This window comes from Stutzerimonas tarimensis (genome assembly GCF_042648805.1).
Lineage (GTDB): Bacteria > Pseudomonadota > Gammaproteobacteria > Pseudomonadales > Pseudomonadaceae > Azomonas > Azomonas tarimensis.
The window spans coordinates 14,057-32,159 of record NZ_JBHRXZ010000015.1 but is presented as its reverse complement, the minus strand read 5'-3'; the positions used below and the strand labels follow the sequence as shown (position 1 = coordinate 32,159).

Below are 18,103 nucleotides of genomic sequence, written 5' to 3'. Positions count from 1 at the left end.
TGTTCTGATCAGCGACCTTTCTGTTCCTGGCCGGTGGTGGCCATGATCTCTTCCATGCCCAGTCCGGTCAGGCCGTGGATGGTCCGCCACAGGTAATAGAGGATGCCCATCATCATCACCATGCTGGGAATGGCGATCATCGGATAGCTCAGCAAGGTCATGCGGCCCAACTCGTTGTTGAAGGCCTCGCTACCGGAAGGACTGGTGACGATCCACTTGGCCAGCACGTAGTTCATGAACGACGAGAAGAAAAAGGTCCCGGCCAGCCAGTAGGTGGCACGCTGCAGGCGTGCCTCGAACTGTGCGACCTGTCCGTTGCGCTCCAGATGCTCATGGATCTTGTCGACCTGCAGCACCTTCGGGTTGTAGAGCAGGGTGCGGATCAGCGGGTAGCGGGTGCGGGTCGAGACCAGCACGGCGATGCCTAGGATGCCGGGAACCGCGGCTTCCTTGACCGCCAGCCACTGGTTGTCCAGCTGCAACAGACCGATGCCGCCGGTCAGCAGGACGCTGATCAGACCGAGCAGGGCGATCCAGTTGAACTTGCGGTATTTCACCAGCTCCAGCGCGCCCCAGCCCAGGGGGAACGCCAGCGCCAGTATCAGCGCGCCGTCTGCGCCCAGGCGATCTTCGCCACTGAGTTTCATCAGAATCAGCGAAGGAATGAGAATGCTCACCGCCATGTCGATCAACGGGCGGGGCTTGTGGGTCTTTGCGTCTGCCATGGTAACCAGGGGAGGGGTCAACAACGAAGGGGGCCATGATCGCTTGTGAGAGAGCAGGGCGCCAGAGACTTTCGTCGCACGATGATACGCGTCAACCATCGGGCTGCCAGGATCGGCGGGCACCCGCTGGGAAGGCCGATGTCGACTGGCAACAGAGACTATGGCGAGGACAAGCAGATGCCCGAGATTCCAACCGATCCTCGGATCGAAAGCTCCGTAGCCGTGTTGCGCGAGGGCTACACCTTTATTGCCGGTCGCTGCGCCGCGCTACACAGCGACGTATTCCAGGCGCGCCTGCTCATGCAGAACACCATCTGCCTGCACGGCGAAGAGGCGGCTCGCCTGTTCTACGATGAATCGCGCTTCAAGCGCGAAAAGGCGGCGCCGAACCTGATGCTCAAGACCTTGCTCGGCAAGGGCGGCGTACAGGGGCTGGACGATGCCGCGCACCGCCAGCGCAAGCGGTTGTTCCTGTCTATGCTCGACGAGGCCGGGAACGAGGCCGTGCTGCGGACCGCCGAACCGATCTGGCGGGCGGCGATCGGGCTGTGGGGCGAGGCAGATCAAGTGGTCCTGTTGAAAGAGGTGCAAGGCATTCTGACCCGTGCGGTGTTTCAATGGGCCGGCGTACCGCTGGCTGAGGATGAAGTGGAAACTCGGCGCTCTCAGCTGGCCGCATTGATCGACGGGGCTGGCGGCATAGGACCTCGTCACCTGCATGCGCGCAAGGCGCGCAAGCAGGCCGAGGCATGGGGCAGCGAATTGATCCGCCAGGTGCGTGATGGTCGGTTGGTGGTGGACTCAGGGAGTCCCCTGGCCGTCATCGCACAGCATCCGGAGCTCGATGGCAGCCTGCTGGATGATCGGGTGGCGGCGGTCGAATTGCTCAACCTGCTGCGCCCGACGGTGGCGGTATCGCGTTTTATCGTGTTTGCGGCCGTGGAGCTGCACAGGCACCCACAATGGCGCGAGCGTCTGGCGGCCGATGACGTCTGGCTCGAGCCCTTCGCCCAAGAGGTGCGGCGGATCCACGCGTTCTTCCCGTTCATGGCAGCACGGGTACGCAAGGACTTCGAATGGCGCGGGTACCGGTTCCCCGAAGGCACCCGGGTGCTGCTCGACCTGTACGGGACGAATCGTGATCCACGCAGCTGGAATGAACCGGAAACCTTTCAGCCCGAGCGGTTTCTCGAATGGCCCGGGAATGCCTTCAGCTTCCTTACCCAAGGTGGGGGCGAACCGACCGGGCACCGGTGCCCCGGCGAGCGCCTGAGCATCGAGCTGATCAAGCAGGCCTTGCGCATGCTGACCCGGGAGATGAGCTACGAGGTACCCGAGCAGGACCTGGATATCGACCTGTCACGCTTGCCGGCTTTGCCGGAGAGCCGGATGTTGATCCGCGCCGTGCGGCCTCATTCAGCCCTCGTCGAGGCTCGGGCTTCGCCCCAGTAACGGACCAGCTCGCGCAGCTCGGAAAGCTCCACCGGTTTGGACATGTGGCCGTCCATGCCGGCGTTGCGGGCGCGCTCGCGGTGCTCGCTGAACACGTGGGCGGTGAGCGCGACCACTGGCGTGCGCGGGCGGCCCTGGATGGATTCCCATTCGCGCAGGCGCCGGGTCGCGCTGTAGCCATCCAGCAAGGGCATTTCGCAGTCCATCAAGACCAGGTCGTAAGGCCTGGCCTTGATCGCCTGAAGCGCTTCCTCGCCGTTGCTCACCATGTCTGGCTGCAAGCCCAGCTTGGTCAGCATCCCGCGCATCACCTTGGTGGAGGTTGAGTCATCCTCGGCCACCAGAATGCGAAAGCCGTCCGGAAGCTCCTCGCCCGCCGGCTCGGCCCGGCGAGCGATCACGGGAGGGCCTTCGTGACGGCGGCCCGGGCGTCTGGCGAGTTCGTCAGCCAGGGTGGTCTTGAGGGTGTAGCCGGCCACGGGCTTGGCCAGGATGCAGCGTATACCGGCGTTGCGCGCCGCCACCTTGCTTGGCGCATGGCTGATGCCGGTCAGCATGATCAGCAACAGGTCGTGCTTGAGGTTCAGGTCTTCCTTGATCCGCATGGCCAGTTGCAGGCCGCTCATGCCCGGCATCTCCTGATCCAGCAGGACGATGTCGTAGTACTCGTCGAGCAGCGCCTTGGTACGCAGCTGCGCCAGCGCCTCCTTGCCCGAGGTGACTGCGTGTACCTCCATGCCCCAGCTCATGCCTTGCTGCGCGAGCACTTTGCGGCAGGTTTCATTGTCATCGACGATGAGCATGCGCACACCGCGCAGCGGCAAGGCTCGCTCCTCATCTTCCACCGGCGACTTTATCGGCAGCGGCAGTTCGATCCACAGGGTATTGCCCTGGCTGACGTCGCTGCTGGCACCGAGGGTGCCGTGCATCAGACTGGTGAGCTGGCGCGCAATGAGCAGGCCGATTCGCGCCCCGCGGGAGGTGGCGTCGAGAAAGTCGCTGTTATCCAGGGCTGCGCCCAGCAGGGCGTCGCGTTCGGCTTCGTCGAGCGGGCGACCGCTGTCCTGCACGGTGATGCGCATGCGCGGCGCGCTGTCGTGGCGAGTCACCCTGAGCAGGACTTCACCGGCCTCGGTCTGGCGGAGGGCGTTATCCAGCAGGCTGAGCACAATCTGACGCAGGCGGGCGGGGTCACCGGCGATGATATGCGGCACCTGCGGCTGAATCAGGCTGATCAGCTCCACGCCTTGCTGTTCGGCGCGGGCGCGGCAGATATCGAGGCAGTCGGCGATCAGCGCATGCAGGTCGAATTGCACTTGCTCCAGCTCGATGTCGCCAGCCTGCAGCTTGGGAATGTCGAGAAGCTCGTTGATCAGGTTAAGCAGCTCATTACCCGAACTGTGGATGGTGCGCACATAGTCGCGCTGCTTGGCCGACAAGGAGGTGCCGATCAGCAGTTCGGTCATGCCCAGCACGCCATTGAGCGGTGCGCGAATCTCGTGACTGATGCGCCCGAGGAAGTCCGAGCGAGTCCGGGTTTCGGCGGAGTTCACCGCCTCGGCAGTGAAGCGGTCCAGCCGCGCCGACTGGATGCGATGCTGCCGCTCGATCAGTGCGAAGTTCTGCAGCAGGCCGCTCAGCGGGGCGCTCCAGAACGCCAGGCTGAGCAATACGCTCGAATTGGTCAGACCCACCCCGGCGAGTATCAGCGCAAAGCCGCCGAGGCCCAATGCCAGCGCCAGCATGCCGGCGGCGGCAAGCCTCGCCGGGCGGTAACCCCGCCGCCAGTGGAAGAGGCAGATGCCGGCGGCGATCAACGCGCCCAGGCTGATCAGCGAATAGGTGATCAGGCTTTGCAGGTGACCCTGGCCAAGCAGGATCGCCAGTCCCTGGATCGCCAGCAGGCCGACGCCGCAGGCGAGCAGGATACTGCTCCAGCGCCGACGCTGGTCATGGAGGAAATCGCGGGTATACACCAGCAGCAGCATGCCGGCCAGCAGCGCCGAAAGGTCGGCGATCATCGACTGGCGTTGCGCCAGGTCGGGCACCCAGGCTGCCAGTACCCCGAGGTTGGCTGATGCGCAGATCATCAACGCAAGCTGCAGCAGGCTCAGCCAGAGGTAGTTACGCCGTGGGACAGTGGCGTAACGCAGCAGGTTGTGCAGTGCCAGCAGTGCCAGTACCCCGAGGAGGGCACCATACAGGTAGGCGGTGTTTTCCAGGCTCATCAGACCGCTTTCGTCGATCAGTTGGAAGTGCGCCAGCAGCGGGTGGTCGGACTCCAGCCGAAGGTAGGCTTCCCGTGGATGACCGTCGCTGGGCAGACTGAAGAGGTAGGGGCGAGCAGCCAGGATACGTGCCGCTCGTGGCCGCTGTTCGCCACTTTCGAGCTGGCGCTCAAGCGCGCCGTCGCGCAACAGGTAGAAGTCGAGATAGTCGAGGCGAGGTGCGGTGAGCCACAACCAGCGGGGCTCGGTCTGCGGGGGAATGCGGACCTGTAACCAGACCGCCTTGTCAGGCCCTAGAGAGGAGTACGCCGGCTGTTCCAGGCGCTGGAACAGGCTGCGCTGGGCGATCACCTCTTCCAAAGTCAGCTGGGCGGACTGATCGACCAGCAGGTGCCAATTCTGCGAGCTGGCTTCACCGTCGCCGTTCTGCGCCCACAGGGGTGCCGGTGCCATCAAGCACAGGCAGAAGAGTGTTCCGATGGCGGTCCAGAGCCGGCGCACGGGTGCAGTCCCTTCGAGTATCGACGGCGGATTATAGCCATCCAGGCCGGTCCGGTGAGCGGCTGGTGCCGGCAGGTCGTCGGGCCTGCCGGCCTTCGGTCATTGTTGTTCCCGGGCGATGGCGCGATAACCGATGTCGGTGCGGTAGAAGCAGCCGTTCCAGTCGATTCGGGCTGCTAGAGCATAGGCGTTTTGCTGGGCTTCGGAAACACTCGCGCCGAGCCCTGTTGCGCAAAGCACGCGGCCACCGGCGGTGACCGCCTGGCCATCGCGCTCGGCTGTGCCGGCGTGAAACACCTTGCCGGGCAGTTCGGCGGCCGCCTCGAGCCCGCTGATGACATCGCCCTTGGCGTAGTCGCCAGGGTAACCGCCCGCTGCGAGCACCACGCCCAGGCTCGGCCGTGGATCCCACTGCGCCTCGATCTTGTTCAGCGCGCGCGCCTCGGCGGCCTCGACCAGCAGCACCAGGCTCGATTGCAGGCGCAGCATGATCGGCTGGGTTTCCGGGTCGCCGAAGCGGCAGTTGAACTCGATGACCTTGGGGGCGCCGCTCTTGTCGATCATCAGGCCGGCATACAGAAAGCCGGTATAGACGTTGCCCTCGGCCGCCATGCCACGTACCGTCGGGTAAATGATCTCGTCCATGACCCGCTGGTGCACCTCGGCGGTGACCACTGGGGCAGGGGAGTAGGCGCCCATGCCGCCGGTGTTCGGGCCACTGTCGCCGTCGCCGACGCGCTTGTGGTCCTGACTGGTGGCCATGGGCAGCACGTGCTCGCCATCGACCATGACGATGAAGCTCGCTTCCTCGCCGTCGAGGAATTCCTCGATAACCACCCGTGCCCCGGCATCGCCAAAGGCGTTACCCGATAGCATGTCGCGTACGGCTTCCTCGGCCTCCTCCAGGGTCATGGCGACGATCACGCCCTTGCCCGCGGCCAGGCCGTCGGCCTTGATCACGATGGGGGCGCCTTGCTCGCGCAGATACGCCAGCGCCGGCTCGACCTCGGTGAAGTTCTGGTAGGCGGCGGTGGGAATGCCGTGGCGCGCCAGGAAGTCCTTGGTGAAGGCCTTGGAGCCTTCGAGCTGTGCTGCTGCCGCGGTCGGTCCGAAAATGGCCAGTCCGCGGGTACGGAACAGGTCCACCACGCCCTTCACCAACGGCGCTTCCGGGCCGACGATGGTCAGATCTACGTTCTTCTCGGCGAAATCCGCCAGCTCTTCGATGGCCAGCACGTCGATGGCGGCGTTTTCGCATTTCGCCTCGGTGGCGGTGCCGGCGTTACCGGGTGCGACGAAGACCTTTTGGACCCGCGCATCCTGGGCAACCTTCCAGGCCAGGGCGTGTTCGCGGCCGCCGCTGCCGATGATCAAAACGTTCATTGCATGCTCCTTGGGGCGTCGGGCCTAGGACCCGATTGGTGGACAGCTGCGGCTGTCCACCCTACGAGTCTGGTGTAGGGCTGTGCCCTGCGTATTCGAATTTTTCGGGTCGAGATGAAGTGTCTGGATGCAAGGCGGCGGTGGGCTCGCCGAGCGCAGTTGCCTCAATGGCAATGAGCATTGGCGAGTCCGACGCCAACGCCGCAGACGGGCGCTTCAGCGCGGCCATGCCACCATCAGTGCCTGAAGTGGCGCATGCCGGTGAACACCATGGCAATACCGGCCTCGTCGGCGGCGGTGATCACTTCTTCGTCGCGCATCGAGCCGCCCGGCTGGATGACGGCGGTGATGCCGGCCTTGGCTGCATTGTCTATGCCGTCGCGGAAGGGGAAGAAGGCGTCGGAGGCCATCACTGCACCCTTTACCTGCAGGCCGGCGTGTTCGGCCTTGATCGCGGCGATGCGGGCGGAGTTGACGCGGCTCATCTGGCCGGCGCCAACGCCCAGGGTCTGGCGGTTCCTGGCGTAGACGATGGCGTTGGACTTGACGAACTTGGCGACCTTCCAGGCGAACACCAGGTCGTGAATCTCCTGTTCGGTCGGGGCGCGGCGGGTGACGATCTTCAGGTCAGCCTCGCCGATCATGCCGATATCGCGGCTCTGCACCAGCAGCCCGCCGTTGACACGCTTGAAGTCCCAGCCGGCGCTGCGCTCGGCAGGCCACTCGCCGCACTCCAGGAGACGCACGTTGGCCTTGCTGGCCACGGCTTCACGCGCGGCCTGGGAGATCTTCGGGGCGATGATGACTTCGACGAACTGGCGCGAGACGATGGCCTGGGCGGTTTCGCCGTCCAGCTCCCGGTTGAAGGCGATGATGCCGCCAAAGGCCGATTCGCTGTCGGTGGCGTAGGCCAGCTCGTAGGCCTGGCGAATGCCACCCTCGGCGTCAGGGACCACCGCGACGCCGCAAGGGTTGGCGTGCTTGACGATCACGCAGGCCGGCTTGACGAAGCTCTTCACGCACTCCAGCGCGGCATCGGTGTCGGCGACGTTGTTGAACGACAGTTCCTTGCCCTGCAGCTGCACGGCGGTGGCGACGCTCGCTTCACCCCGCTCGGCCTCGACATAGAAGGCGGCGCTCTGGTGCGGATTCTCGCCGTAGCGCATGTCCTGCGCCTTGACGAACTGGCTGTTGAAGGTGCGCGGGAAGGCGTCGCGCCCGTCGGTGGACAGGGTCTCGGCGGACTGGTCGATGGTGCCCAGGTAGTTGGCGATCATGCCGTCGTAGGCGGTGGTGTGCTCGAATGCCTTGAGCGCCAGGTCGAAGCGCTGGGCGTAGGTAAGGCCGCCGGCCTTCAGTCCTTCGAGGATACCCGCATAGTCACCGGCGTTGACCACGATGGCCACATCCTTGTGGTTCTTCGCCGCGCTGCGGACCATGGTCGGGCCGCCGATGTCGATGTTCTCGATGGCGTCGGGCAGTGTGCAGCCAGGTTTGGCCACGGTTGCCGCGAAGGGATAGAGGTTGACCGCCACCAGGTCGATCGGGACTATGCCGTGCTCGGCCATCACCGCGCCGTCCTGTTCCCGCCGTCCGAGAATGCCGCCGTGGATCTTCGGATGCAGTGTCTTGACCCGGCCATCCATCATTTCCGGAAAGCCGGTGTAATCGGCCACTTCCACGGCCGCGACGCCGTTTTCCCGCAGCAGCTTGAAGGTGCCACCCGTGGAGAGAATCTCCACGCCGAGGGCGGCCAGCTCGCGGGCGAAGTCGACGACGCCGGTCTTGTCGGACACGCTGATCAGCGCGCGGCGGACGGGAAGGCGGAGGGTTTGGTCGGTCATCTTGGTTCCAGTCGAGGTAAAGGACGCGGGAGGCTAGAGGCTGGAGAGGTGGACATTTCGTCAAGCCCTTCAGCCTCCAGCCCTGGTCGGCTTCTTAAAGAAGATCGTATTGCTTGAGTTTCTTGCGCAAGGTGCCGCGGTTGAGGCCGAGCAGTTCGGAGGCCTTGGTCTGGTTGCCCTTTACGTACTGCATCACCGTTTCCAGCAGCGGTGCTTCGACTTCGGAGAGCACCATGTTGTACACATCCGTGACCTCGGCCCCTTCGAGATGGGCGAAGTAATTCTGCAGTGCCTGTTCGACGCAGTAGCGCAGCGTCTGGCCCGCTTCGCTCGGCGCGTTCAGATGCTGCTTGAGGTTGACGTTTTCGCTCACGGATGCTGTTCCAGTAATGAAAGATTCACTCGTCGTCATGCGGCTTCCCCCTTGCCGATCCCCGCGCGGGGGACAGAGCGACGGTCCCTGAAAAAGGCCTGAACACTGGCGGCCTGGGCATCTTTGTTATCGATTCGGTTGAAGCTGGCGCGGAACTCCGCCGCCCCTGGCTGGGTTGCCAGGTACCAGCCTACGTGTTTGCGGGCGATGCGTGCGCCCATCTCGTCGCCGTAGAAAGCGTGAAGCGCCGACAGGTGAGCGAGCAGGATCGCCTCGATCTCGGCTGGCTGCGGGGCTGGCAAGTGCTCGCCGGTGGCGAGGAAATGGTCTATCTCGCGAAAGATCCAGGGCCGGCCCTGGGCCGCCCGTCCTATCAGCAGGGCGTCGACGCCGGTGCGCTGGAGAACCTGCCTGGCTTTTTCCGGCGAATCGATGTCGCCATTGGCGAACACCGGGATCGACAGCGCCTGCTTGATGGCTGCGATGGTGTCGTACTCCGCTTCGCCCGTGTAGAGATCGGCCCGGGTTCGGCCATGTACCGCCAGGGCGGCAATGCCGGCATCCTCGGCGATGCGAGCAATGCGAATGCCGTTGCGGTTGTAACGATCCCAGCCAGTGCGGATCTTCAGGGTCACTGGCACCTCGACCGCCGCCACGACTGCGTCGAGGATCTCGGCTACGAGGCGCTCGTCCTTCATAAGTGCCGAACCGGCCGCCTTGTTGCAGACCTTTTTCGCCGGGCAACCCATGTTGATGTCGATGATCTGTGCGCCGTATTCCACATTGAGGCGGGCGGCCTCGGCCAGCATCTCCGGGTCGCCGCCGGCGATCTGCACCGAGCGTGGCTCCGGGTCGCCGCTATGGCGAAGGCGCAGGCGCGATTTGCGGCTGTTCCAAAGGCGCACGTCACTGGTGACCATTTCCGAAACCGCCAGCCCGGCGCCGAAACGGCGGCAGAGCTGACGGAACGGCTGATCGGTGACGCCCGCCATGGGGGCGAGAATCAGACGACTGGAGAGTGAGTGGGGGCCGATGCGTACCGCTGACATGGAGATTCCCTGGTCTGGGCCTGCTTGTAAGGTAGATCGGGTCGGGAAAAAGGGGTGGGAATGATACCCGCTCCTCCGGGGCGGAGAAAGGTCGTTGTGCACGAACTGTACACCCCGGGCGCAGGTGTGCTCGTCAATCCGGCGAGTGGAAGTTCAGGCTGTAGTTCACCGCCGAGGCACCGGGGTCGAGGATGTCGAGTGAAATGTGGATGGGCGTTTGTGGCGGCATCTGCGCGTGGCCTGCCAACTCCCCGGCCAGATATTCACTCGGACGAAAACGGCGACTGGCGATCAGGGTTCCGTTGACATCGGAAAAGCGCATCTCCAGTAGCGGGAAGGGCTGAGGGAAGGGCGCGCGGTTGTAGAGGATCGCGTCGACCACCAGGGCGCCGGTGAAATCGGGGTGGCTGCGCACGACCAGATTGCTGCTGCGGATCTGCTCGATGTCCACGCGCGCCGGTACCTCACAGCCCAGCAACGGACAGACTCGCTCGAACCAGGGGCGGTATTGCTCCTGACGCGCCAGGGCGTCGAAGTTGTACCAGCTGAACTGGGCCAGCAGCAGGAACAGCGCCAGCAGGCAAAGCGCCGCCCAGCCCAGGCGTGAGCCCCAGCGCGAGCGCTGGCGGGGGTGTGCAGGGAGTTGTAGCGGCTCCTCGTCCAGGTCGCTGGTGGCACCGGAGAAGGTGGGCTCGGGGCGGCTGTCGAGCAGTGCCTCGAGTTCGTTGGGCGTCGCGGCAATCGACAGCGAAGGCTCATGACGGCGCGGTTTCTCTGCGCTCGCCGCCTGGGCGATCAGCAGCGGGCGGGGAGACGCCTTGGGCGGGCCAGGTGGCAGGGGCTGATCGCTCTCGATCGAGGTGAAGGCCGGCAGCTCGGGCTCTTCCTCGTCGCGCACGGCGCTGAGCGATACGTCGGCGGCGGACGCCGCGGATGGCTGGCTATCCTCCTGCTCAGCGTCCTGCAACTGTCGCTGGGAAAGGCGGAGCTCTTCACGGATCAGCCGCGAGAGTTCCTCGTCCAGGTCCATGCTCTCGAGGTCCAGGTCGTCATGGATCCAGAGGGTGTCGTCCTGCTTGAGCAGGGCCGGCTTTTCCACCGGGTCGACAAGCTTCGGCGGTTCGGGCGAGGCAGGCGGAGGCGTGTCGCTCAGGTGCCGGCTGGCATCGAACATGGTCATGCAGGCACCGCAGCGCACCACCCCTCTGGCCGCATCGAGCTGGCTGGGGGTGATGCGGAAGCGGGTGCTGCAGTGAGGGCATTCGGTGATGAATGAGGTCATCGGGAACGGTCGCCGCAAATCGAGTCACTAGTCTAGCGCAAGGCCGGGCGGTTAGCGGCGGATGCCGTCGATGCGCACCCAGCCTTCCTTGCACGCGGTCGGCGCCAGCTCGAACGCCTCTGCATAGGCGGCACGGACCTCCTCGGCCTGTTCGGCGAGGATACCGGAAAGCGCCAGCCGGCCGCCGGGCGCGACCAGCGCGGTAAGGCGCGGCGCCAGTTCGACCAGCGGGCCGGCGAGGATGTTGGCGACCAGCACTTCGGCCGGTTCGGCTGGCAGTTGTTCGGGAAGGTAGAGCGGGAACCGGGCCGGGTCGATGCCATTGCGCGAGGCATTGTCGCGCGAGGCTTCCAGCGCCTGGGTGTCGATGTCGGTGCCGACCGCGCGCTGCGCACCAAGCAGCAGCGAGGCGATGGCGAGGATGCCTGAACCGCAGCCGAAATCGATCACGCGGCGACCCTGGAGGTCCTGGCCGTCAAGCCATTCCAGGCACAGTGCCGTGGTCGGGTGGGTTCCGGTGCCGAAGGCGAGGCCGGGGTCCAGCAGCAGGTTGACCGCCTCGGGCTCCGGTGCCTCGTGCCAGCTGGGCACGATCCAGAGCCGGCGACCGAACTGCATTGGCTGGAAATTCTCCATCCAGCTGCGCTCCCAGTCCTGATCCTCAAGTCGCTGCAGCTCATGGGCCGGAAGCTCGCCGCCATCCAGCAATTGGAGATGGGCAACAAGGCTGTCCTCTTCGACCTCGGCCTCGAACAGGGCAAGCAGGTGGGTGTGTGACCACAGCGGAGTGGTGCCCAGATCGGGTTCGAAGATCGGCTGGTCTTCGGCGTCCATGTAGGTTACCGAGACCGCGCCCACTTCGAGCAGCAAATCCTCGAAATGCTCGGCCTGATCGGGCGTGATGGCGAGTCGCAATTGCAGCCAGGACATGAAATTTTTCCTCGTGAAAACGGCTGAAGGCCGAAGGCCGGACGAAAGGCGGCATGATTATCCGCGTTTCCTCCAGCCTTCAGCCTCCAGTGCTTTTAGCGTCTTTCGGAAAAGACGGTCAGTGCTTGTCCATACCCAGTTTCTTTTCCAGGTAATGGATGTTCACGCCACCTTCGCAGAAACCGCTGTCGCGAACCAGATCGCGGTGCAGCGGGATGTTGGTCTTGATTCCGTCGACGACGATTTCCTCGAGGGCGTTGCGCATGCGCGCCAGCGCTTCCTCACGGCTGTTGCCGTAGGCGATGACCTTGCCGATCAGCGAGTCGTAGTTCGGCGGGACCGCGTAGCCGCTATAGAGGTGCGAGTCCACGCGGATGCCATTACCACCCGGCGCGTGGAAATGGTTGACCTTGCCAGGGCAGGGCATGAACGTCTTCGGGTCTTCGGCGTTGATCCGGCATTCCAGCGCGTGGCCACGGATGGTCACGTCCTCCTGCTTGATCGACAGCTTGTTGCCCGCGGCGATGTTCAGCATTTCCTTGACGATGTCGATGCCGGTGACCATTTCGGTAACCGGGTGTTCGACCTGAACCCGCGTGTTCATCTCGATGAAGTAGAAGTGGCCGTCTTCATAGAGAAATTCGAAGGTGCCGGCACCTCGGTAGCCGATCTCGACGCAGGCATCGACGCATCGCTTGAGTACTTCGGCGCGGGCTTTCTCGTCGATCTGCGGGGCTGGAGCCTCCTCGAGAACCTTCTGGTGGCGACGCTGCAGCGAGCAGTCGCGGTCGTACAGGTGGATGGCGTTGCCCTGTCCATCGGACAGTACCTGCACTTCGACGTGGCGCGGATTACCCAGGAATTTCTCCAGGTAGACCATCGGGTTGCCAAAGGCCGCGCCGGCTTCGGTACGGGTCAGCTTGGCCGACTTGATCAGCTCTTCCTCGTGATGCACCACGCGCATGCCACGGCCACCGCCGCCGCCTGCCGCCTTGATGATCACGGGATAGCCGACTTGGCGGGCGATCCGCAACGCTTCTTCTTCATCTTCCGGCAGCGGACCGTCGGAGCCTGGAACCGTGGGTACGCCAGCCTTCTTCATGGCGTCCTTGGCCGATACCTTGTCGCCCATCAGGCGGATGACATCAGCGGTGGGGCCGATGAAGGTGAAGCCGGACTTTTCGACCTGTTCGGCGAAGTCGGCGTTTTCGGCCAGAAAGCCATAGCCTGGATGAATGGCCGTGGCGCCGGTCACTTCAGCGGCGGCAATGATCGACGGAATGTGCAGGTAGGATTGGGTGGCCAAGGCGGGGCCGATGCAGACGGACTCGTCGGCGAGTGCCAGGTGCATCAGTTCGCGATCGGCAGTCGAGTGCACGGCTACGGTCTTGATGCCCAGTTCCTTGCATGCGCGCAAGACCCGCAGGGCAATCTCGCCGCGGTTGGCGATCAGTACTTTTTCCAACATCGCTGGCCTCCGGGGATCAGACGATGGTGAACAGCGGCTGGTCGAATTCGACCGGCTGACCATTCTCCACGAGGATGGACTCGATGGTGCCGCTGGCTTCGGCCTCGATGTGGTTCATCATTTTCATGGCTTCGACGATGCACAGCACGTCGCCTTTCTTCACGCTCTGACCAACTTCGACGAACGCGGCGGAGGTGGGAGAGGCTGCCCGGTAGAAGGTGCCGACCATTGGCGAGCGGGCCACGGTGCCGTTCAGCTTGGGCTGGGCGGGCGCGGCGGCGGGTGCTGGGGCTGGAGCAGCCGGAGCGGGAGCGGCCTGGGCGTAGACCGGCTGTGGCGCGGCGTAGGGCTGCTTGCTGTGGCGGCTGATGCGCACCGACTCTTCGCCCTCGTGAATTTCGAGTTCGTCGATGCCGGACTCTTCAAGCAGCTCGATCAGTTTCTTGACTTTGCGGATATCCATGAAGCTCTGACTCCCGGGAATAAAAGGTAAGGGACGTGCGGGCCGCTATAGCGCCAGGCCGGCTTTGGCCGGTCGGCCGCGTTCAGGTAGCGGCGAGTTGTTCCAGGGCGGCCTCGAGGGCCAGGCGGTAGCCACTGGCGCCGAGGCCGCAGATCACTCCTACCGCCACGTCGGAAAAATAGGAGTGATGACGGAAGGGTTCTCGCTTGTGCACGTTGGACAGGTGCACTTCGATGAATGGGATGCTCACCGCCAGCAATGCGTCACGTATCGCCACGCTGGTGTGGGTAAACGCGGCCGGGTTGATGATGATGAAGTCGACACTTTCCTCACGTGCGGCATGAATGCGTTCGATCAATTCATGTTCGGCGTTCGATTGCAGGTGAAGCAGGTGGTGGCCGCTGTCACGCGCGCGCTGTTCCAGATCCCGGTTGATCTCCGGCAGGGTCACCGCCCCGTATACCCCAGGCTCCCGCGTACCGAGCAGGTTGAGGTTGGGGCCGTGCAGGACCAGAAGCGTGGCCATGGGCGATTCCTTGTTGTTCTAGGCAGGACTGCGTTTGAGGGGGTGGAATATGCATGAACCGCAAGGCGGCTGTCCAGTCTCTCAAACGTGACAAATGTCGGCAATTTGTCCGGAAATGTCAGCGTACTTCCTGGATTAGAGTCTCGGCTCGGTCCAGTCGGCTGGAGAACGCGGCGACATCGATCTCGCCCACCACGCGGATCTCGGCCAGCTCTTCGGCGCGGCCGTCAAAGAACAGCAGCGCTGGCGGGCCGAAAAGTCGGTAGCGATCGAGCAGGGCGCGCTGTTCGGCGTTGCTGGCGGTCACGTCGAAGCGGAGCAGCCGATAGCCGGCCAATCGCGGCACGATTTGCGGGTTGGCGAGGACTTCACGCTCGATCACCTTGCAGCTGATGCACCAGTCGGCATACCAGTCGAGCAGCACGGGTTGAGCGGCGTTGCGCGCGGCTGCAAGCTGGGCGTCCAGTTCGGCAGGAGTGGTTATGGTGTACCAGCCTTCGCCCTGCGGCTGAACGGAGCTGAAGCTGCCACCGGCGGCAGGCAGCGGGCGCAGCGGGTCCGAGGCGCCCTGCAGTGCGCCGACCCAGGCGGCCAGGGCATAGACCAGGAGCATCAGGCCGCCCAGTTGGGCAAGTTTCTGCCGGCTGGTCTTCGCGGTGAATTCCAGGGTGCCGAGAAACAGGGCGCTTCCCGCAGCCAGGGCGCCCCACAGGGCAAGGCTGATCGGGCCGGGCAGGACGCGCTCCAGCAGCCAGACGGCCACCGCTAGCAGCAGGACGCCAAACAGGTTGCGTACCGCGATCATCCAGGGGCCGCTGCGAGGCAGCAGGGCACCGCCGCCGGTGGCAAACAGCACCAGCGGGGTGCCCATGCCCAAACCCAGCGCGAACAGCTGCAGTCCGCCGCCCAGGGCATCGCCACTGGCGCTGATGTACAGCAGCGCGCCAGCCAGCGGGGCGGTGACACAGGGCGACACCAGGAGACTGGAGAGCAGGCCGAGTACTGCCGCCCCGGTAAAGGAGCCTCCGCGGGTCTGGCCGGCCAGACGGTCCAGCGGTGCGCTGATGGCGCGTGGCAGGCGCAGGTCGAACAAGCCGAACATCGCCAGGGCGAAGAGCCCGAAGAACAGCGCGAAAGGTACCAGAACCCAGGGCGACTGCATGCGCGCCTGCAGGTTGAGCTCGGCGCCGAACAGCCCCATCAGCGCGCCAAGCACGGCAAACCCGGCGGCCATCGGCAGCACATAGGCCAGCGACAAGAGAAAGCTGCGCAGGCCGCCCGTCTGTCCGCGCAAAACCACACCCGACAGAATGGGCAGCATCGGCAGCACGCATGGTGTGAAGGTCAGGCCCAGGCCCGCGAGAAAAAACAGCACGATGACCCGCCAGGAGAGGCCGCCGCGTTCCTCGCTGGCGGTTTCCGAACCTGCGCCGATGGTCAGGGTCTCGGTCTCCGGGGGATAGCACAGGCCCTTGTCGGCGCAACCCTGGTAGCTCACCTGCAGCGTAAAGGGGCGTTCGTCCGGGTTGTCGACCGGCAGGACGATGTCCATTACGCCGTAGTACACCTCGACGTCGCCGAAGTATTCATCAGTCTTGTGCTCTCCGGCCGGGAGTTGCGGTTCGCCCAGGGTCACCCCATCGGCGGCGAAGTCGAAGCGATGGCGATAGAGGTAGTAGCCTTCGGCGGCCACGAAGCGCAGCTCGATGCGCTCGGCTGTCGCCTCGGTCAGGCTGAGTTGAAATGCCTCGCGCACCGGGAGGAAGTCCGCGGTGTTGTTCAGCGGCCCACCCAGGGTTGCGCTCGGTCTGGCGTCGAACAGGCCGGCAAAGGCGGGCAGGGCAAAAGCCAATAGCAGCAGGGACAACAGACGGCGCATGGCAGACTCTTGGTCGAAGGTGGCGGCATGATACCCAAGCCTGGCATGGCTGGGATGGGGCTGAAGGTCGCGTTTATCCGTGATTTGCTACCGGATGCTGCTTTTCTACCCGTGTCGCGGCGATTGGCCTGGCGTTGGGCATCTCCTGGCTTCTATCCTTCCCGGCCTGAAATCAGGTAGAGCTTGACGATGCGTTCCGGGCTGGCGGTAAGGCCGCTCTTTGCAGGGCTGTTCTTGTTGATGCTGTTCATGTTCTGGCTGTCGCTCGCCCTGGGAGCGGTCCCTCTTGGGCTTGGCGAGAGCCTGCAGGCGGGGTTGCGCCTCGCGGGCTTGCCGGTCGTAGCGGCTGGCGATATTTCCCAGGCCGAGGCCATCATCGGCCAGATTCGTCTGCCGCGTAGCCTTACCGGCCTGCTGGTGGGGGCGCTGCTGGCCATGTCGGGGGTGGCCATGCAGGGTTTGTTTCGCAATCCCCTTGCCGACCCTGGGCTGATCGGTGTTTCCAGCGGTGCGGCGCTGGGGGCGGCAGGCGCCTTGGTAGGCGGTGCCTTGCTCGGCGGTTGGCCCGCTGCGGCTCAGCCGTACGTGCTGTCGGTGTGCGCCTTCGCTGGCGGCCTTGGCGTGACGACCCTGGTCTATCGTCTTGGTCGCGTTCAGGGCCAGACTCAGGTGTCCACCATGTTGCTGGCTGGCATCGCGGTAACGGCCTTGGCTGGTGCGGTCATCGGTCTCTTTACTTACCTGGCCGACGACAGCAGCCTGCGTTCTCTGGTGTTCTGGAATCTCGGCAACCTTTCCGGAGCGGGGTTTTCCGGCCTGTTGCCGCTGGCCCTGGTCGCTTTGCTGGTGGGCTGCTGGTTGCCGCGGCGGGCCGATGCCCTGAATGCGCTGCTGCTCGGCGAGTCCGAAGCGAGGCACCTGGGGTTCGCAGTGGAGCGATTGAAAGCGGAGCTGGTTTTCTGCACCGCGTTGGCGGTGGGGGCGGCCGTGGCCGCCGCCGGGCTGATCGGCTTCGTCGGGCTGGTGGTGCCGCACCTGATGCGTCTGCTGGTGGGGCCGAATCATCGATTGCTGTTGCCGGCCGCTGGCCTGGCGGGGGGGACCTTGCTGCTGCTGGCCGACCTGGCGGCGCGCCTGTTGATCGCCCCCGCTGAATTGCCTATAGGGATCGTCACGGCATTGATCGGCGCTCCCTTCTTTATTTTCCTTCTCTTGAAAAGGCGTGCCTGATGCTGATCGCCGAGGGGGTGGGGGTCGTACGTGGGGAGCGTCTGGTGCTTCAGGATATAGACCTGGCCTTGCGCCCTGGCGAACTCACCGCTGTGCTGGGCCCCAATGGCGCGGGCAAGAGCACTCTGCTCGGCGCGCTCTGTGGGGAGTTGCAGGCGCAGACGGGGCGGGTGTCGCTGGATGGGCGCCTGTTGTCCCGCTGGCCGCCGCTGGAGCGTGCCAGACGCCTGGCGGTCCTCGCGCAACATTCCAGCCTGGGGTTCGCGTTCGCCGTGGAAGAGGTGGTCGCGATGGGGCGGTTGCCTCACGCCAGCGGGCGCGAGCACGACCAGGAGGTAGTTGATCAGGCCATGCGAAGCACCGACATCATGCACCTGCGGACACGCAGTTACCTGAAGTTATCTGCGGGTGAGCAGCAGCGCGTGCATCTGGCGAGGGTACTGGCGCAGCTCTGGCCGGGCGGGCAGGGCCAGGTGCTGCTGCTCGACGAGCCCACCTCGAGCCTGGATCCGCGTCATCAATACCAGTTGCTGGATGTGGTGCGGACCTTTGTCGAGCGGGGCGGCACGGCGCTGGCCATTCTGCACGACCTCAATCTGGCTGCGCGCTATGGTGACAAGCTGGTGCTGATCGCCGAAGGGACGGTCAGAAGTGCCGGGAGCGCCGAACAGGTGCTGGTACCGGAACGGGTGCAGCAGGTGTTTGGTCTGGAAGTATTGGTCCAGCCTCATCCGGAGCGCGGCCATCCGCTGGTGATCGCGCGTTGAAAA

The 18,103-nt window shown here is 64.6% G+C and carries 15 protein-coding genes; 3 read left to right on the top strand and 12 right to left on the bottom strand.

What is annotated here, in order from left to right; all coding sequences use genetic code 11:
* Positions 1–8 precede the first annotated feature (8 nt).
* Positions 9–725 carry a VC0807 family protein gene (locus ACFOMF_RS05120; protein WP_386361881.1) on the bottom strand — a complete coding sequence of 239 codons (717 nt, stop codon included), beginning with the start codon at positions 723–725 and terminating at the stop codon, positions 9–11.
* 138 nt (positions 726–863) lie between these two features.
* Between ACFOMF_RS05120 and ACFOMF_RS05115 the strand changes: the two genes are divergently transcribed.
* Positions 864–2,177 carry a cytochrome P450 gene (locus ACFOMF_RS05115; RefSeq protein ID WP_386361879.1) on the top strand — a complete coding sequence of 438 codons (1,314 nt, stop codon included), beginning with the start codon at positions 864–866 and terminating at the stop codon, positions 2,175–2,177.
* Here the strand turns inward: ACFOMF_RS05115 and ACFOMF_RS05110 are convergent.
* From ACFOMF_RS05110 to ACFOMF_RS05060, 11 genes are all read right to left on the bottom strand, one after another.
* A complete protein-coding gene (locus tag ACFOMF_RS05110; RefSeq protein WP_386361877.1) occupies positions 2,138–4,906 on the bottom strand; it encodes a response regulator in 2,769 nt (922 codons plus the stop codon). The two genes, ACFOMF_RS05115 and ACFOMF_RS05110, sit on opposite strands and share 40 nt — an antisense overlap.
* Positions 4,907–5,005: 99 nt before the next feature.
* Positions 5,006–6,289 (bottom strand): phosphoribosylamine--glycine ligase, encoded by a 1,284-nt coding sequence (gene purD, locus ACFOMF_RS05105; RefSeq protein WP_386361875.1) that lies wholly within the window; start codon positions 6,287–6,289, stop codon positions 5,006–5,008.
* 236 nt (positions 6,290–6,525) lie between these two features.
* Positions 6,526–8,133: a bifunctional phosphoribosylaminoimidazolecarboxamide formyltransferase/IMP cyclohydrolase gene (gene purH / locus ACFOMF_RS05100; RefSeq protein ID WP_386361873.1), complete on the bottom strand. Its 1,608-nt coding sequence runs from the start codon at positions 8,131–8,133 to the stop codon at positions 6,526–6,528.
* A gap of 94 nt (positions 8,134–8,227) precedes the next feature.
* Positions 8,228–8,545 (bottom strand): DNA-binding transcriptional regulator Fis, encoded by a 318-nt coding sequence (fis, locus tag ACFOMF_RS05095; RefSeq protein ID WP_386361871.1) that lies wholly within the window; start codon positions 8,543–8,545, stop codon positions 8,228–8,230.
* On the bottom strand, positions 8,542–9,555 hold the full coding sequence (dusB, locus tag ACFOMF_RS05090) for a tRNA dihydrouridine synthase DusB (protein ID WP_386361869.1): 1,014 nt from the start codon (positions 9,553–9,555) through the stop codon (positions 8,542–8,544). Before dusB ends, fis begins: the two co-directional genes overlap by 4 nt.
* A 133-nt stretch (positions 9,556–9,688) precedes the next feature.
* Positions 9,689–10,837: a DUF3426 domain-containing protein gene (locus ACFOMF_RS05085; protein ID WP_386361867.1), complete on the bottom strand. Its 1,149-nt coding sequence runs from the start codon at positions 10,835–10,837 to the stop codon at positions 9,689–9,691.
* Positions 10,838–10,888: 51 nt separating this feature from the next.
* Positions 10,889–11,767, bottom strand: a complete 879-nt coding sequence (prmA, locus tag ACFOMF_RS05080; RefSeq protein WP_386361865.1) for a 50S ribosomal protein L11 methyltransferase — start codon at positions 11,765–11,767, stop codon at positions 10,889–10,891.
* A 118-nt stretch (positions 11,768–11,885) separates the two neighbouring features.
* Entirely contained in the window at positions 11,886–13,235 is a 1,350-nt protein-coding gene (gene accC / locus ACFOMF_RS05075) for an acetyl-CoA carboxylase biotin carboxylase subunit (protein WP_386361863.1), read from the bottom strand.
* Between the two features lie 16 nt (positions 13,236–13,251).
* Positions 13,252–13,698 carry an acetyl-CoA carboxylase biotin carboxyl carrier protein gene (gene accB, locus ACFOMF_RS05070; protein WP_386361861.1) on the bottom strand — a complete coding sequence of 149 codons (447 nt, stop codon included), beginning with the start codon at positions 13,696–13,698 and terminating at the stop codon, positions 13,252–13,254.
* An 82-nt stretch (positions 13,699–13,780) separates the two neighbouring features.
* Complete coding sequence (gene aroQ, locus ACFOMF_RS05065) at positions 13,781–14,224, bottom strand: type II 3-dehydroquinate dehydratase (protein WP_386361859.1); 444 nt, start codon at positions 14,222–14,224, stop codon at positions 13,781–13,783.
* 118 nt (positions 14,225–14,342) lie between these two features.
* Entirely contained in the window at positions 14,343–16,103 is a 1,761-nt protein-coding gene (locus ACFOMF_RS05060) for a protein-disulfide reductase DsbD (protein WP_386361857.1), read from the bottom strand.
* A 243-nt stretch (positions 16,104–16,346) separates the two neighbouring features.
* On the opposite strand from ACFOMF_RS05060, the gene ACFOMF_RS05055 reads away from it, so the two are divergent.
* On the top strand, positions 16,347–17,333 hold the full coding sequence (locus ACFOMF_RS05055; RefSeq protein ID WP_386361959.1) for a FecCD family ABC transporter permease: 987 nt from the start codon (positions 16,347–16,349) through the stop codon (positions 17,331–17,333).
* Positions 17,333–18,100, top strand: coding sequence for a heme ABC transporter ATP-binding protein (locus ACFOMF_RS05050; protein ID WP_386361855.1), 768 nt, complete (start codon positions 17,333–17,335; stop codon positions 18,098–18,100). Before ACFOMF_RS05055 ends, ACFOMF_RS05050 begins: the two co-directional genes overlap by 1 nt.
* Positions 18,101–18,103: the final 3 nt, after the last annotated feature.